This window comes from Pseudoroseomonas cervicalis (genome assembly GCF_030818485.1).
GTDB lineage: Bacteria > Pseudomonadota > Alphaproteobacteria > Acetobacterales > Acetobacteraceae > Pseudoroseomonas > Pseudoroseomonas cervicalis_A.
Genome location: NZ_JAUTAJ010000004.1, coordinates 1,654,920 through 1,669,334, shown reverse-complemented (window position 1 = coordinate 1,669,334; position 14,415 = coordinate 1,654,920). Strand labels below are relative to the sequence as shown.

At 73.1% G+C, this 14,415-nt stretch carries 14 protein-coding genes; 6 read left to right on the top strand and 8 right to left on the bottom strand.

Translation table 11 applies throughout. The features are described 5' to 3' along the window. Position 1 precedes the first annotated feature (1 nt). Entirely contained in the window at positions 2 to 538 is a 537-nt protein-coding gene (locus QE401_RS11660; protein ID WP_307138369.1) for a YcbK family protein, read from the top strand. 130 nt (positions 539 to 668) lie between these two features. Here the strand turns inward: QE401_RS11660 and QE401_RS11655 are convergent, their stop codons facing one another. From QE401_RS11655 to QE401_RS11640, 4 genes are all read right to left on the bottom strand, one after another. Next, positions 669 to 1,934, bottom strand: a complete 1,266-nt coding sequence (locus QE401_RS11655; protein WP_307138368.1) for a M20 family metallo-hydrolase — start codon at positions 1,932 to 1,934, stop codon at positions 669 to 671. Between the two features lie 96 nt (positions 1,935 to 2,030). Continuing rightward, a complete protein-coding gene (gene sugE / locus QE401_RS11650) occupies positions 2,031 to 2,345 on the bottom strand; it encodes a quaternary ammonium compound efflux SMR transporter SugE (RefSeq protein ID WP_307138367.1) in 315 nt (104 codons plus the stop codon). A 153-nt stretch (positions 2,346 to 2,498) separates the two neighbouring features. Continuing rightward, positions 2,499 to 4,220, bottom strand: coding sequence for a dihydroxy-acid dehydratase (locus QE401_RS11645; RefSeq protein ID WP_307138366.1), 1,722 nt, complete (start codon positions 4,218 to 4,220; stop codon positions 2,499 to 2,501). A gap of 68 nt (positions 4,221 to 4,288) precedes the next feature. Continuing rightward, on the bottom strand, positions 4,289 to 4,960 hold the full coding sequence (locus QE401_RS11640) for a GntR family transcriptional regulator (protein WP_307138365.1): 672 nt from the start codon (positions 4,958 to 4,960) through the stop codon (positions 4,289 to 4,291). A gap of 133 nt (positions 4,961 to 5,093) precedes the next feature. Here QE401_RS11640 and QE401_RS11635 point away from each other — a divergent pair, with 133 nt between their 5' ends. Continuing rightward, on the top strand, positions 5,094 to 6,158 hold the full coding sequence (locus tag QE401_RS11635) for a Bug family tripartite tricarboxylate transporter substrate binding protein (RefSeq protein WP_307138364.1): 1,065 nt from the start codon (positions 5,094 to 5,096) through the stop codon (positions 6,156 to 6,158). Positions 6,159 to 6,322: 164 nt separating this feature from the next. Here QE401_RS11635 and QE401_RS11630 read toward each other — a convergent pair whose 3' ends face one another. Beyond that, a complete protein-coding gene (locus QE401_RS11630; RefSeq protein ID WP_307140231.1) occupies positions 6,323 to 8,059 on the bottom strand; it encodes a flagellar biosynthesis protein FlhF in 1,737 nt (578 codons plus the stop codon). Positions 8,060 to 8,264: 205 nt separating this feature from the next. Here QE401_RS11630 and QE401_RS11625 point away from each other — a divergent pair, with 205 nt between their 5' ends. Next, complete coding sequence (locus QE401_RS11625) at positions 8,265 to 9,692, top strand: SidA/IucD/PvdA family monooxygenase (protein ID WP_307138363.1); 1,428 nt, start codon at positions 8,265 to 8,267, stop codon at positions 9,690 to 9,692. Further along, positions 9,689 to 10,045, top strand: a complete 357-nt coding sequence (uraH, locus tag QE401_RS11620) for a hydroxyisourate hydrolase (RefSeq protein WP_307138362.1) — start codon at positions 9,689 to 9,691, stop codon at positions 10,043 to 10,045. Before QE401_RS11625 ends, uraH begins: the two co-directional genes overlap by 4 nt. 52 nt (positions 10,046 to 10,097) lie before the next feature. Here uraH and catB read toward each other — a convergent pair whose 3' ends face one another. Continuing rightward, positions 10,098 to 10,742 carry a type B chloramphenicol O-acetyltransferase gene (gene catB / locus QE401_RS11615; RefSeq protein WP_307138361.1) on the bottom strand — a complete coding sequence of 215 codons (645 nt, stop codon included), beginning with the start codon at positions 10,740 to 10,742 and terminating at the stop codon, positions 10,098 to 10,100. A 241-nt stretch (positions 10,743 to 10,983) separates the two neighbouring features. Beyond that, a complete protein-coding gene (locus QE401_RS11610; protein ID WP_307138360.1) occupies positions 10,984 to 11,910 on the bottom strand; it encodes an NmrA/HSCARG family protein in 927 nt (308 codons plus the stop codon). 99 nt (positions 11,911 to 12,009) lie between these two features. Between QE401_RS11610 and QE401_RS11605 the strand changes: the two genes are divergently transcribed. After that, on the top strand, positions 12,010 to 12,426 hold the full coding sequence (locus tag QE401_RS11605) for a winged helix-turn-helix transcriptional regulator (protein WP_307138359.1): 417 nt from the start codon (positions 12,010 to 12,012) through the stop codon (positions 12,424 to 12,426). A 15-nt stretch (positions 12,427 to 12,441) separates the two neighbouring features. Here the strand turns inward: QE401_RS11605 and QE401_RS11600 are convergent, their stop codons facing one another. Then, entirely contained in the window at positions 12,442 to 13,362 is a 921-nt protein-coding gene (locus tag QE401_RS11600; RefSeq protein WP_307138358.1) for a LysR family transcriptional regulator, read from the bottom strand. Positions 13,363 to 13,436: 74 nt separating this feature from the next. On the opposite strand from QE401_RS11600, the gene QE401_RS11595 reads away from it, so the two are divergent. Then, positions 13,437 to 14,408 carry a DMT family transporter gene (locus QE401_RS11595; protein ID WP_307138357.1) on the top strand — a complete coding sequence of 324 codons (972 nt, stop codon included), beginning with the start codon at positions 13,437 to 13,439 and terminating at the stop codon, positions 14,406 to 14,408. Positions 14,409 to 14,415: the final 7 nt, after the last annotated feature.

The window sequence follows — 14,415 nt, the reverse complement described above, 5'->3', positions numbered from 1 at the left end:
CATGGCCGGGCGACGGGAGGTGATCGCCGCGGGCCTCGGCCTGCTCGGCGCCACCGCCCTGCCGTCCCGCCGCGCCGCGGCGGCGCCGCTGGCGCCGGTGCGCAGCCTGAAGGTGCAGCGCGCCTATACGGAGGACAGCTTCGACGGCGTGTATTTCCGCGACGGGCGTTATGACCGCGAGGCGCTGCACAAGCTGGACTGGGTGTTCCGCGATCTTTCGGCGTCCGAGGTGACGCCGATGGATCCGCGGCTGTTCGACGTGCTGCACACGGTGGCGGAGCGGCTGGAGGCCAGCGAGGCCTTCGTCATCTCCAGCGGCTACCGCACGCCGGAGCACAATGCCAACAATGCCCGCCGTTCCCGCCGCGTCTCGACGGTGAGCCTGCACATGTCGGGCATGGCGGCGGATTTCCGCCTGCCGGGGCGGGATGCGTTCGGGGTGGCGCGGACGGCGGCGCAGATGCAGGTGGGCGGCGTCGGGCTGTACCGGCGCGAGGGCTTCGTGCATCTCGATTGCGGGCCGCCGCGGCGCTGGTAAGAATCTTCTTTTTCTGAAGAAAAAGAAGCAAAAAGACTTTGTCAGTTTGCGTCCCGCCTCAGGCTCTATGCGGGACGCCAACTGACAAAAGTTTTTTGGTTCTTTTTTACAAAAAAGAACCCTTTTTCCTTTACTTCGCCAGATCCACCAGCGCCGCCGCCAGCACCCGCGTGCCCTTGGCCAGCTGTTCCGGCGTCGAATATTCCGACGGGTGGTGGCTGACGCCGCCGCGGCAGGGCACGAAGATCATGCCCGTCGGGCAGAGCGGCACCATGAATTGCGCGTCGTGGAAGGCGCCGGAGGGCAGGCGCAGCGCGCCCAGCCCCTGGGCGCGCGCGGCGCGTTCCACCGCATCCGGCACCTCGGGCTGGAAGGTCACGGGAAGCGCGTGGAAGCGCTCCGTCACCGTCGCGGTGCAGTCGCGCAGCGCCGCCTGGATGACGCCCGGAATGGCATCGCCGCGCTTGAGCAGCACCTCGGCCTGCGGGTGGCGGAAATCGATCGAGAAGCGCGCCAGGTCGGCCACCGTGTTGGAGGCGTTGGGGAAGACCTCCACCTTGCCCACGGTGAAGCGCAGCACGTCCTTCGGGTCGTGCATCAGCGCGTTCAGCGCGGTGATGGCGCGGACCATGTCCTGCACCGCGTCCTGGCGCTGGCCGAGCGGGGTGGTGCCGGCATGGTCGGTCTTGCCGCGGATCTCGACGGTGAACCAGCGGCTGCCCTGGATGCCGGTGACGATGCCGATATCCAGCCCGCCGGATTCCAGGCGCGGGCCCTGCTCGATATGCGCCTCGACATAGGCGTGCGGGCGATAGGCGCCGAGCGGGCGGCGCGGCAGGTCGGCCTCGGCCGCCAGGTGTTCGTCCAGGGCGGCGCGGAAGGTGATGCCCTCCGGGTCGGTCACCGCATCCCAGGCGGTGGGGGGCTGGAAGCCGCTCCAGGCCATGCTGCCCATGCAGCCGGGGGCGAAGCGGCCGCCTTCCTCATTGGTCCAGGCCACCACCTCGATCGGGTGGCGGGTGGTGATGCCGGCCTCGCGGATGGCCTGCACCGCCTCCAGCCCGGCCAGCACGCCCCAGATGCCGTCGAAGCGGCCGCCATTGGGCTGGCTGTCCATATGGCTGCCGGTCAGCACCGGGGCGGCGCCCGGGTCGCTGCCCTCATGCCGCAGGAACAGGTTGCCGAGCTCATCGGTGGCGACGGTCAGGCCCAGCTCCGTGGCCCAGCCGATCAGCTTGCGGCGGGCCACCCGGTCCAGGGCCGAGAGGCAGGGGCGGTTGACGCCGCGGTCCTCGGGCGTTGGGCCGGGGATGGCGCCGAGCTCGGCCATCTCCATCAGCCGGCGCCATTGGCGCGCCTCGTCCACCGCCGCGATCAGATTGGGGGCCACCGCCATCGTGCCTGCCTCGTCCGGAAACCTTAGGAGGTGCATTCCTGCCAGGGGCTGGCGGAAAGACAAGGCCGGGGGAGGGGATTCCCCCGGCCCGGCCGGTCAGGAGACCAGCTTCAGCCCGATGATGCCGCCGGCGATCATGGCGATGCAGAGCAGCCGGGCGGCCGTCGCGGGCTCCCCGAACAGGGCGATGCCGAGGAGGGCGGTGCCCACCGTGCCGATGCCGGTCCAGATGGCATAGGCGCTGCCGAGCGGCAGGCTGCGCAGCGCCAGGCCGAGCAGCGCCAGGCTGGCGGCCATGCTGGCGATGGTCAGCAGGCTGGGCACCAGCCGGGTGAAGCCATGGGCGTATTTCAGCCCGACGGCCCAGCCGATTTCGAGCAATCCGGCGAAGAGGAGATAGATCCAGGCCATGAAGGGCGGCCCCCTTGTGAAAGGTGGCGGGGCCGTCCCTGCCGTGATCGGTGCGCGGGGAGGTCGTCCTCCCGGCGCTGAAGATAGGACCGGCCGCGCCGAAGCCAAGGGGGGGTGTGCCCGGCCGGGAGGGAGCCCGGCCGGTGTCGTGGCTCAGCGCGACGGGTCGGCGCGCAGCATGTCGAAATCGCAGCCCTCATCGGCCTGCAGCACCTGCTCCTTGTAGAGGCGCGCATAGCCGCGCTTGGGCGGCGGCGGCGCGGCCGGCAGCTCGGCGCGGCGGCGGGCGAGCTCGTCCTCGGCCACCAGCAGGTCGATGCGCCGCTCCTTCACCGAGAGGCGGATGCGGTCGCCATTGCGCACCAGGCCGAGCGGCCCGCCGGAGGCGGAATCGGGCGAGACATGCAGCACGATGGTGCCATAGGCGGTGCCGGACATGCGGGCATCCGAGATGCGCACCATGTCCTTCACCCCCGCCCGCGCCAGCTTGGACGGGATCGGCAGGTAGCCCGCCTCCGGCATGCCGGAGGGCGAGAGCGGCCCGGCATTCTGCAGCACCAGCATGTCATCCGCCGTCACGTCCAGATCCGGGTCGTCGATGCGCGCGGCCAGATCCTCGAGCGAGGTGAAGACCACGGCGCGGGCCTCCTTCTCGAACAGCTTCGGGTCGGCGGCGGCGCGCTTGAGGATGGCGCCGCGCGGGGCGAGCGAGCCGAACAGCGCGACCAGCCCGCCCTCGGGCTGCAGCGGCTCCTCCCGCGTGCGGACGACGGCGCGGTCGACGAAGCCCGGCTCGGCCGCCAGCCGCTCGCCCAGCGTCTCGCCGGAGACGGTCAGCGCGTCGAGATGCAGCAGCGGCTTGAGTTCCCGCAGCACGGCGCCGATGCCGCCGGCCACGTGCAGATCCTCCATGTAGAAGGGGCCGGTGGGCTTCAGGTCGACCAGCACGGGGGTGGTGTCGGACAGCTCGTTCAGCCGGTTCAGGTCGATGGTCACGCCGGCGCGGCCGGCGATGGCGGTCAAATGGATGATGGCGTTGGTCGAGCCGCCGATCGCCAGCAGCACGCGCAGCGCATTCTCCACCGATTTCTCGGTGACGATCCGGTCCGGGGTGATCTGCTTCGCCGCCAGCATCATCGCGGCGGCGCCGGAGGCCTCGGCGGCGCGGATGCGGTCGGCATGCACGGCGGGGATGGCGGCGGTGCCGGGCAGCATCATGCCCAGCGCCTCGGCCAGCGAGGCCATGGTGGAGGCGGTGCCCATCACCGCGCAGGTGCCGGCGGTGGTGGCCAGGTTGCCCTCCACCTCCTCGATGGTGTCCTGGTCGATCTCGCCGGCGCGGAACTTGGCCCAGAAGCGGCGGCAATCGGTGCAGGCGCCGAGCCGCTCGCCGCGCCAGCGGCCGGTCATCATCGGCCCCGTCACCACCTGGATGGCCGGGACATTGGCGGAGACGGCGCCCATCAGCTGCGCCGGCACCGTCTTGTCGCAGCCGCCCACCAGCACCACCGCATCCATCGGCTGGCCGCGCACCATCTCCTCGGTGTCGATCGACATCAGGTTGCGGAAGAACAGGCTGGTCGGGTTCAGGAACACCTCACCCAGCGAGATGGTGGGGAATTCCAGCGGCAGGCCGCCCGAGGCCAGCACGCCGCGCTTCACCGCCGCCACCAGCTCCGGCACCAGGCGGTGGCAGTTGTTGAACTCGGAATAGGTGGCGGCGATGCCGACCACCGGCTTCTTCAGCAGATCGGAGGACAGGCCCATGGAGCGCGCCATGGACAGGCGCAGATAGCGGGCGAAGTCGCGGTCGCCATAGTTGGTCAGGCCGCGGGTCAGGCCCACAGCGTCGGGGGCGTCGTTCTTGTCGGTCATGGGCGTTTCCTCAGGGCAGGCAGGGAAGGGGGCGGGCAGGGAAAGGGGCGAACAAAAACCGGAAAAGATCAGGCCAGGAAGGCGGCCTGGGCGCGCAGATAGGCCTGGCGGGAGGGCACCAGATGCGCCTCGCACAGGCGCAGCAGCGCGTCGCGGTCGGCGCCCTCGAGCGCCGCCAGCATGGCGTGGTGTTCCTCCCGCGCGCGGGCCAGGGCCGCCGGGTCGGGCACGGCGGCGAAGCGGATGGCATGCGCGCGCAGCGCCAGATGCTCGATGGTCTCGGCCAGGAAGGCATTGCCGCAGCAGCCGAAGAAGGCGCGGTGAAAGGCCAGATTGGCGCGGAAGGCGGCGCGGGCATCGCCCTCCGCCACCGCGCGGTCATGCGCGGCCTGCACGCCGCGCAGCGCGGCCAGCGCTTCCTCCGGCGGGGGCAGCGGCATCTGCCGCGCCGCCTCGCGCTCCAGCAGGGCGCGCAGCGCGTAGAGCTGCTCCACCTCGGCCAGGCTGTAGGCCTTCACCAGCGCGCCCCGGTTGGGAATGCGCTCGACCAGGCCCATCCGCTCCAGCTCCGACAGCGCCTGGCGGATGGCGTGGCGGGTGGCGCGGAAGCGCGCGGTCAGCTCCTCCTCCACCAGCCGCTCCCGCGGGTGCAGCCGGCCGAAGACGATGTCCTCCTCCAGCGCCGCCGCGATGGCGGCGGGCAGGGGGGTGGGGGTGTCGTCGCGGGCGGGCTCGGCCATGGGCGCTCCTGAACGGGCCGGGGCTGGCCCGGCCTCCGCACCATAATCGGCGACGGGATTGTCGACAATATCGTTGACTCCATTGCCGACGGGACCGAGCATGCGGGCAAGAAGTCACAAAGGAGGATCGTCCATGCGCAGCCCTGCCCGCGCGCCCATGGCCCCGCACACCCTGGCCGAGGCGACCGGCCCCGGCCCGTCCCGCCTCGCCCTGTCCCGCCGCGCCCTGGGGCGCCTGGCGCTGGCCGGCGCCGCGCTGCCCTTCGCCGCCGGCCCGGCCCTCGCCGCCTTCCCGGACCGCACCATCACCATCATCGTGCCCTTCGCCCCGGCCGGCGCCACCGACCTGGCCGGCCGCGTGCTGGCCGACCGCATGGGCCCGCTGCTGGTCGAGGGCGGCCGCGCCGTGGTCGAGAACAAGCCGGGCGCCGGCTCCGCGCTGGGCGCCGATTTCGTCCGCCGCGCCCGGCCGGATGGCTACACCCTGCTGGTCGGCTCGGCCTCCACCCTGGCGGTGGCGCCGGCGGCGCAGCCCAAGGTGGCGCGCTACAACCCGGCCGAGGATTTCACCCCCATCGCCGTGGTCGGCACCAGCGCCATGGGGCTGGTGGTGCCCACGGCGTCGGGCATCCGCAGCGTGCCGCAGCTGGTGGCGCGCCTGCGCGAGGGTGGTGGGCGCGACGGCTATGCCAGCTCCGGCGTCGGCGGCGTCGCGCATCTGGCCGGGGCGCTGTTCAGCAAGCTGGCCGAGGCGCCGGCCAACCACATCCCCTATCGTGGCGGCAGCTCGGTGGCCGAGGCGCTGATGAAGCAGGAGGTGCTGTTCGCCATCGACCAGATCGCCTCCATCGTCGGCCAGATCCGCGATGGCGCGCTGACCCTGCTGGCGGTGACGACGCGCGCGCGCGACCGCAACTTCCCCGATGTGCCGACGCTCGCCGAGGCCGGTGTGGCCGAATACGAGCTCTCCACCTGGACCGCCCTGGTCGGGCCGAAGGACATGCCGGCCGATATCGCCGCCGCGCTGAACCGCGCCGCCAATGCCGCGCTGCGCGAACCGGCGGTGCGCGAACGCCTCTCCTCCTCCGGCACCGATCCGCGCGACGACAGCACGCCCGACAGCACCCGCGCCTTCCTCACCGAGGAATTCGCCTGGTTCCAGGCCGTGGTCGCCCGCACCGGCCTGCAGATAGACTAGTCTTCCCCGCTTTTCTTTCGGGCTGCCGCCGCCGCGTGGGCCAGCGGGGCGCGGCAGGACGGGCGGAGGGGCGGTCCGGCACGTGCCGGGACCGGGCGCTCCGGCGCCGGGGCACTGCCCTGGCCCTGGATGCGCCGGGCGGCCGACCGCCCGGCGCCGCCGCCTCAATCGGTCGCGGCGCCCACCATCAGCAGCGCGGTGCGCATCGCCTGCTCCGAATCCAGCCAGCCCGTGTCGATATCCTCCGCCGCCAGCGTCAGGCTCTCGGGCGAGAGCAGGGCGCGCAGCTGCGCCTCCTTCCAGGCGCCGGGCTGGTCGCGCTTGGCCAGCCCATGGGCGAGCGCGCGGGCGATGCGCAGCACCATGGCGCGCTCGGCCACCATCAGCGCGGCGCGCGACACCTCCTCCGGCTCCGCCCCCGGCGGCGCCAGGGCGCGCAGCCGCTCGGCCAGGGTGGCGATGGCCGGATAGGTCAGGTTGACGTGCAGCTGATGCGTCTGCGGGTAGTAGGCGGCGGCGCGCTGCGCCAGGTCGCGATCGGCGATCTCCGCCGCGTCGCGCAGCAGGATCAGCTGCGGCGCCTGCTCCAGCGCCGGCGGCTTCGGCGCGGCCGGGGCGGCGGGCTCGGCCGTGTCCGCCTGCGGCGGCTTCGCCTCGCCGGCGGGCTGCGGCGCGGCGTCGGCCTCCGGCTTCGGCGCCCCCGGCTTGGGGGCCTGGGGCGGACGGCGGCGGCGCACCTCCAGCCGCTCCAGCAGCTCCTGCAGCGTCTCCTGCGCTTCCTCGGCATAGGCGGCGTCGGGCATGGCGGCGGCCAGATGGCGCTGCAGCCAGGCCGGGATATGCGCCGCCACCAGCGCCGCGAAATCCAGCGCCTTCACCTGCGCCTGGCTGCCGCCGCGATAGCGCAGGAATTCCCGGTAGGCCTCGGGCTGCACCGGGTAGTGCTCCGGCAGCTCCACCAGCACGCTGATGTTGCGCGACAGGAAGGGGATGCCGAAGCCCGGTGCCTCGCGCCGCCAGACGCCGCCCCAGAGCAGCCCATAGACCTCGTCGCGATGCACGATGCCGGCCAGGCTCTTGCGGCTGTCGCTGGCGCCGGGGGCGCCGGCGGCGGGGTCATAGGCATAGTGCAGCACCGTGCCGTCGGGCAGCCGCACCGCCTCGTAATCGGCCAGCGCTGCCAGCCGCGCCTGCATCGGCGCAACGCGCCCGGCCTCCGCGGCCGGGGCGGTGCCGGGGCGCAGCACCACCTCCACCCCCTCGGGGAAGCGGAAATAGCGCAGGGTGATGGCGTTCAGCAGCCAGCGCGTGCCGCTGCGCGGCTGGCCGAGATAGGGGTCCGCCACCGTGTCCTGCGCCTCGGCATTGCCCAGCAGCACCACCTCGGTCCAGTCCGGCGCGGCGGCGCGGCCTTCGGCCCGGGCGGCTTCGGTCACCTCCAGGATCTCGGTGGGCCGGCCCTCCGGCCCCGGGCGCAGCAGCCGGCCATAGACCCCGTCGCGCTTGCCGATCACCACCTCATGCACCTGGCCGTCCCGCGCCGAGCGGTAGCGCAGCCCGCGCTGGTTGGAGGGCAGCGCCGCCACCTTGGCGCCCATGCCGAAATTGCGGTCGAGCCCGGTCTCCTTGCGGATCGAGGCGGCGATGTCGCACATCGCATAAAGCTCCGGCCCGGTGAGGCCGGGGCCGCTGTTCCAGATCGCCAGCTTGCGCCCCTCGGCCAGCTCCAGCGGCGCGAATTCGACGCGCCGCGCCCCCGCCGGCGCCTGCGCCGCGGCCTCCAGCGCGTTCTGCAGCAGCTCCCGCACCATCATGCTTTTCGGGCAGCGCTCGATCATCGAGGCGACGAGGAAATCCTCATCCTTCACGCGGAGCTTGGTCACGCCGGCGGTCACGGGCATCTCCATGGCGGTCTGGCGGCGGGGCGCATCCCGGGGGAGGCGCCCGCGCGCGGCGGAGCCCGGACGGGGATCCGGCCGGGACGGGGCGGCGCCGGAAGGGTCCCCGGGGCACCGCGTGTCGCGCTTGCCGGCGGCGCGGGGCCGGCGGCATGCTGTGACGCATAGCAGCAACGCGCCGCCCCGCGCCAGGATCCGGGAATTCGCCATGTCCGCCGCCCTCGACGCGCTCGCCCAGGAGGTGCGGCGCCAGCTCGACCATCTGGACTATCCGGCGCATCCCTGGCTGCCGCCGGCGCCGGAGGGGGTGCTGGACGTCGCCATCATCGGCGCGGGCCAGACCGGGCTCGCCACCGCCTTCGGCCTGCGCCGGCAGAAGGTGGAGAATGTGGCGGTGTTCGACCGCGCCGCGCCCGGCGGCTGCGGCGTCTGGACCAGCTTCGCCCGCATGCGCACCCTGCGCACGCCCAAGCACGTCACCGGCCCCGATCTGGGCGTGCCGGCGCTGACGCCGCGCGCCTATTTCACCGCCCGCGACGGCGAGGCCGCCTGGGACGCCCTGCGCAAGATCGGCCGCGAGGATTGGCAGCGCTACCTCGACTGGTATGCCGCGACCCTCGCCCTGCCGCTGCGGCATGAGCACGCGCTGCTCGGCATCGACAGCGCCGAGGGTGGGCGCCTGCTGGCGCTGCGCTTCCGCACGCCGCAGGGGGAGGTGGTGCGGCTGGCCCGCCGCGCCGTGCTGGCCACCGGCATGGATGGCTCCGGCGCCTGGCAGATCCCGCCTCCCTTCGGCGCGCTGCCGGAGGGCCGCGTGCTGCACACCGCCCAGGCGATCGATTTCTCCGCCCTGGCCGGCAGACATCTGATCGTGGTCGGCGCCGGCGCCTCGGCCTTCGACAATCTGGCGACCGCCCTGGAGGCCGGCGCCGCCAGCGCCACCATGCTGGTCCGCCGCCCGCGCATGCCGCGGGTGAACCCGTTCCGCTGGATGGAGCAGGCGGGGTATCTCGGCCAGTACCACGCCCTGCCGGACCTGCTGAAATGGCGCTTCACCCGGCACATCTTCGAGCTGAACCAGCCGCCGCCGCAGGAGAGCTGGGACCGCGTGGCGGAGGATCCGCGCTTCCGCCTGGTGATGGGCGCGCCGGTGCAGGGCGCCGGCATGGAGGGCGACGCGGTGGTGCTGGACACGCCGCGCGGCCGCTTCGCCGCCGATGCGGTGATCCTCGGCACCGGCTTCACCTTCGATCTCGGCCTGCGGCCGGAACTCGCGGCCTTCGCGCCCGCGATCCTGCTCTGGCGCGACGCCTTCGCGCCGCCGCCGGGGGAGGAGAGCGCGCTCTGCGGCGCCTCGCCCTATCTCGCCGAGGATTTCTCCTTCCGCGAGAAGACGCCTGGGGCGGCGCCGCTGCTCGCCCGGCTGCATTGCATGACCTATGCGGCGACGCTGTCCATGGGCCTGTCGGGCGCCAGCATCAGCGGCATGAAATACGGCGTGCCGCGGCTGGTGGACGGGATCTGCCGCGCGCTGTGGCTGGAGGATGCCGAGGCGCAGCTCGCCAGCCTGCGCCGCTTCGACCTGGCCGAGCTGACCTCCACCATCCCGCAGGAACTGAGCGAGGCCGCCGAATGACCAAGCCCCCTGGCCTGACCACCCATGTGCTCGACACCGCCTCGGGCCGCCCGGCGATCGGCGTGCGGGTGGAGCTGTGGCGCGTGGCGCCGGACCGCCACTATCTCGGCCACGCCACCACCAATGGGGATGGCCGCACCGATTCGCCCCTGCTGCCGCCCGAGGCCTTCATCCCCGGCCGCTACGAGCTGCGCTTCCATATCGGCGAGTACTTTGCCGCCCAGGGCCTGGCCCCCGAGCCGCGTTTCCTGGACGAGGTGGTGCTCAGCGTCGGCCTGGCCGAGGGGCAGGGGCACTACCATGTGCCGCTGCTCTGCACGCCCTGGTCCTATTCGACCTACCGGGGGTCGTGAGCGGGGCGGGCGTCGCCGCCCGCCGCCGCCCGGCCCGGTGGGCCGGCCCCGGCTAGGCCTTCGGCCGGAGCTCCTCCTGCCAGTGGCGATGCAGCGCCGCGATGTCGCCGCTGGTCAGGATCGGCATGGCCGCCCGCAGCGCCTCGTCGCTCCAATCCCACCAGCGCAGCTCCAGCAGCAGCGCGATGGCGGCCTCGTCGAAGCGCTTGCGGATCAGCCGGGCGGGGTTGCCGCCCATGATGGCATAGGGCTCGACATCCTTGGTCACCACCGCGCGCGTGCCGATCACCGCGCCATCGCCCACCCTGACGCCCGGCATGATGATGGCCTCGGTCCCGATCCAGACATCATTGCCGATCACCGTGTCGCCGGCGGGGCGGTACCCGTTCGCCGCGCCCTCGAAGGCGGGGACCTCCGGCATCCAGAAGAAGGGGAAGGTGCTGATCCAGTCGCTGCGATGCCCCTGATTGCCGGCCATGATGAAGGCCGCGCCCGAGCCGATCGAGCAGAAGGCGCCGATGATGAGCTGGTCGACGCCCGCGCCTGCCTCGGGCAGCAGGAAGCGCGCGCAATCGTCGAAGCCATGGCCGTGATAATAGCCGGAATAGTAGCTGTGGCGCCCGACCCGGATGTTGGGGTTGGTGACGAGGCGATCGAGGGTGATGCCCTTGAACGGGCTCTCGAAGACATTCTGCATGATGAAGACCACTGGTTCGCAGGCCGCTGCCGCGGCGAAGGCCCGCCCGGCTCGGCGCGGGCGAGCGCCGGCACGCGGCCGTGACGGTCGCGTGCCCTGGCTTCTCGCGTCAGCGACGCGGAAGCGCGATGCCGGTGGTACTCGGGGCGGCCTTCATTGGCGCGATGATGGCCCGGCCGGCCGGCCATGCCAAGGCCGGGCCGGGCGGGGGAGGGTGGGGTTGCGAAAGGGCGGCGCCGCCTCAGCCCGGGCCGTAGCGCCAGGCCCCCGCGCTGCCCAGCGCCGCCTGGAAGGCCGCGCGGCCCGGGCCGAACAGCCAGGCGCGGAAGCCGCTCAGCTCGGGGTTCAGCCGGCGCAGCGCGTCGAGCCGCGCCTGGCCGGTCAGCCGCCCCGCATCGACCAGCGCTGTCAGCCGCGCCAGGAAGGGATTGGCCGCCAGCACCTCGTCGGGGAAGCGGGCATAGGGGATGGGCCGCCCGGCGGCCTCGGTGAACAGGGCCTGCAGTTGCCGGCCCGTCACCGCGTCGCTGGCCACCTCCATGACGCTGCCGCCGAAGCGCGCCGGGTCGGCGAACAGCGCGGCGACGATCCGGCCGATATCCGCCACCGCCACCAGCTGCATCGCCTGGTCCGGCCGCATGAAGAAATGGAAGCGCCCCTGGTCCAGGCCGAAGCCGGGCATCATCAGCATCTCCATGAAGGCGGCGGGCCGGATGATGGAGGTGACGAGGGGCAGGCTCCGCAGATGCGCCTCGATGCGCGCCTTGCTGTCGAAATGCCCCATCCCCGTCGGCGTGTCGCCGACCGCGTTGCTGGAACTGTAGACGAGATGGCGGGCGCCGCCCTGCAGGGCGAGATCGGCGATGCTGATGCCGTAGCGCACCTCCTCCGCGTCGCTCACCCCGTAGAGCGCGCCCTGGCCCGAGCTCGGCTGCACGCTGAACACGCCATGCACATCCTGCAGGGCGGCGCGGATCGAGCCGGGATCGGCGAGATCGCCCTCGGCCAGCGCGGCGCCGGCCTGGCGCAGCGCTGCCGCCCTGGGTGAACGCGCATCCCGCACGAAGGCGCGCACCGGCCAGCCGGCCTTGAGCAGGGCGGCGGCGACCGATCCGCCCTGCTGGCCGGTGGCGCCGAAGACCAGGATCGGCCTCTTGCTGTCTGACATGGAGAACCCCCGTCGCTGAACAAGGGTTCCTCATATATACCCATGGAATCCGGCCGGAAGACGGCACATTTTCCTGCCCCGGGCACAAGGGTGATACGCTTGGCGAACCAGATCCATGGCCGCCCCTATGAGGCGACCGCGCAGGGCCCCGTCTTCCGCCCCTGCGCCCCCAACAGCGTCCTCGCCCGGCTGGGCGACAAATGGACCATCCTGGTCATGTCGCATCTGGCCCTGGCGCCGGGCCACCGGCTGCGCTTCTCCGCCCTGAAGCACGGCATCGAGGGCATCACCCAGCGCATGCTCACCCTGACGCTCCGCAACCTGGAGCGCGACGGGCTGCTGCGGCGCCACTACTTCCCGGAAGTGCCGCCGCGCGTCGAGTATGAGCTGACCGCGATGGGCGCCAGCATGCTGCCGGCGCTGGAGGGCTTCACCGCCTGGATCCGGGAGAACTGGCCGCGCATCGAGCAGTGCCGCCGCGCCTATGACGAGGCCGCCGGGCCGCCGGCGCCCTGACCGCCCGCCGGCGGCCTAGACCGGATCGAACGGAAACCCGGCCGGCAGCAGCCTGCCGCGCGCCCGCAGGATCACCTCCTCCACGAAGCCGAGCGCCGCGCGCAGCCGCGGGCTGCGCCGCAGATCCTCGTGATAGACCAGCCACAGCCCGACCGGCGGCATGCCGCGCGGCGCCGGCAGCCGGCGCAGCGCCGGGTCGGGCTCGGCCGAGAAGCAGGAGAGCAGCGCCGCCCCCAGCCCGCTGCGCACCGCATTGTGCAGCGCCTGCATGGCGTTGGAGCGCAGCACGATCCGCCCCTCCGGCACCAGCGAGGCCATGTGCCGCTGCAGCGGCGAATGCCCCGAGGCATCCTGATAGGCGATGAAGCTCTGCTCGGCGAAGCTGCGGCCGTCCTCGCGCGCGGCGTAGAAGGCGAAGCCGACCTCGCCCAGCCGCTTCGCCACCAGACCCGGCGTGTCCGGCCGCGCCAGCCGCAGCGCCAGATCGGCCTCGCGCCGCGACAGGTCCAGGCTGCGGCTGTCCGCCACCAGCTCCATCTGCAGCCCGGGATGCGCCGCCAGGAACGGCCCCAGCGCCGGCGCCAGCAGGCAGGCGGCCAGGTGCGGCGTGGTCGTCACCCGCACCGGGCCGGTCAGGCCCGTGGCGGCGCCGTCGATCCGCCGCAGCAGGCCGATGATCTCGGCCTCCATGTGCTCAGCCGCCTCCAGCACCGCCTCGCCCAGCGGGGTGGGGGCGAAGCCCTCCTTCCCGCGCTCGAACAGCGGTGCGCCGAATTCGCGCTCCGCCGCCTCCAGCCGGCGGGCGATGGTGGTGTGGTCCACCCCGAGCGCCCGCGCCGCGGCCGAGAGCGAGCCGCCGCGCCGCAGCGCCAGCAGGCTGCGCAGCCGGTCCCAATCGCCGAGCGCCGCTTGGGCTGTGTGTTTTTGCGCAGGCACCGCGCAATCAAACGCGTCGCATGGGCGAATGTCCACACCCATCCTGTGCCGCAACGCAGCAAGGAGGGCAGCCCATGCCCAGCATCGCATCCAGCATCCCGCCGCGCGCCCGCGGCATGGCGATGCTGACCGGCACCGCCCTGGTCTGGGGCGGCATGTTCGCGGTGGTCAAGCCGCTGATGGCGGGGTTCGACCCCTTCACCCTGACCCTGCTGCGCTATGGCGTCACCGCGCCGCTGCTCCTGCTGCTGCTCTGGGCGGTGGAGGGGCGCGCCGCGCTGCGGCTGGAGGGCGCCGGGCTGCGCCTCTGGGCGCTCGGCACGCTGGGCTTCGCCGGCTTCGGCCTGCTGGCCTTTCTGGGGCTGACCCTGGCCGAGCCGCAGCACGCCTCCGTCATCCCGGCGCTGATGCCGCTGATCGCGGTGGCCGTCACCGCCGGCCGCAGCCGAAGCTGGCCGGCACCGCGCGCCCTGGCCGCGGTCGGGCTGGGCCTGGCCGGCGTCGCGCTGGTGGTCAGCGGCGGCGCGCCCGCCCTGCTGCTCTCGGGCGGCGTCGGGCGGGGCGAGGGGCTGGTCTTCCTCGGCGCCTTCGCCTGGGTGCTCTACACCCTGGGCGCCCAGCGCTTTCCCGGCTGGTCCGGCCTGCGCTTCACCGCGCTGAGCTGCGCCCTGGGCACGCTGAGCATCCTGGGGCTGGAAGCCCTGGCCCTGGCCCTGGGCTGGGCGCATTGGCCGAGCGCCGCCAGCCTCGCCGCCGCCACGCCCTCGCTGCTCTACCTGACACTGCTGGCCTCGCTGCTCGGCGTGCTGGGCTGGAATGGCGGCATGCGCGCCATCGGCGCGGCGCGCGGCGTGCTGTTCATCAACCTGGTGCCGGTGACGGCCTTCGCCATCGCGGTGGCGGGGGGCCAGGTGCCGGCGGCGGGCGAGATCGCCGGCGTCGCCCTGGTCATCGCCGCCCTGCTGCTGAACAGCCTGGGCGCCGCGCCCGCCGCGCCGCGCCCCGCCGCGCTGGCCGGCGCCGGCAAGCGGCCCTGCCCGCTCTAGCAGCGCC

Excerpts from the sequence above, each read along its gene's own strand:
- QE401_RS11635 (WP_307138364.1), top strand. The coding sequence starts at position 5,094 with ATGCGCAGCCCTGCCCGCGCGCCCATGGCCCCGCACACCCTGGCCGAG.
- uraH (WP_307138362.1), top strand. The coding sequence starts at position 9,689 with ATGACCAAGCCCCCTGGCCTGACCACCCATGTGCTCGACACCGCCTCG.
- QE401_RS11610 (WP_307138360.1), bottom strand. The coding sequence starts at position 11,910 with ATGTCAGACAGCAAGAGGCCGATCCTGGTCTTCGGCGCCACCGGCCAG.
- QE401_RS11640 (WP_307138365.1), bottom strand. The coding sequence starts at position 4,960 with ATGGCCGAGCCCGCCCGCGACGACACCCCCACCCCCCTGCCCGCCGCC.
- QE401_RS11630 (WP_307140231.1), bottom strand. The coding sequence starts at position 8,059 with ATGCCCGTGACCGCCGGCGTGACCAAGCTCCGCGTGAAGGATGAGGAT.
- QE401_RS11660 (WP_307138369.1), top strand. The coding sequence starts at position 2 with ATGGCCGGGCGACGGGAGGTGATCGCCGCGGGCCTCGGCCTGCTCGGC.
- catB (WP_307138361.1), bottom strand. The coding sequence starts at position 10,742 with ATGCAGAATGTCTTCGAGAGCCCGTTCAAGGGCATCACCCTCGATCGC.
- QE401_RS11625 (WP_307138363.1), top strand. The coding sequence starts at position 8,265 with ATGTCCGCCGCCCTCGACGCGCTCGCCCAGGAGGTGCGGCGCCAGCTC.
- QE401_RS11645 (WP_307138366.1), bottom strand. The coding sequence starts at position 4,220 with ATGACCGACAAGAACGACGCCCCCGACGCTGTGGGCCTGACCCGCGGC.
- sugE (WP_307138367.1), bottom strand. The coding sequence starts at position 2,345 with ATGGCCTGGATCTATCTCCTCTTCGCCGGATTGCTCGAAATCGGCTGG.
- QE401_RS11595 (WP_307138357.1), top strand. The coding sequence starts at position 13,437 with ATGCCCAGCATCGCATCCAGCATCCCGCCGCGCGCCCGCGGCATGGCG.
- QE401_RS11655 (WP_307138368.1), bottom strand. The coding sequence starts at position 1,934 with ATGGCGGTGGCCCCCAATCTGATCGCGGCGGTGGACGAGGCGCGCCAA.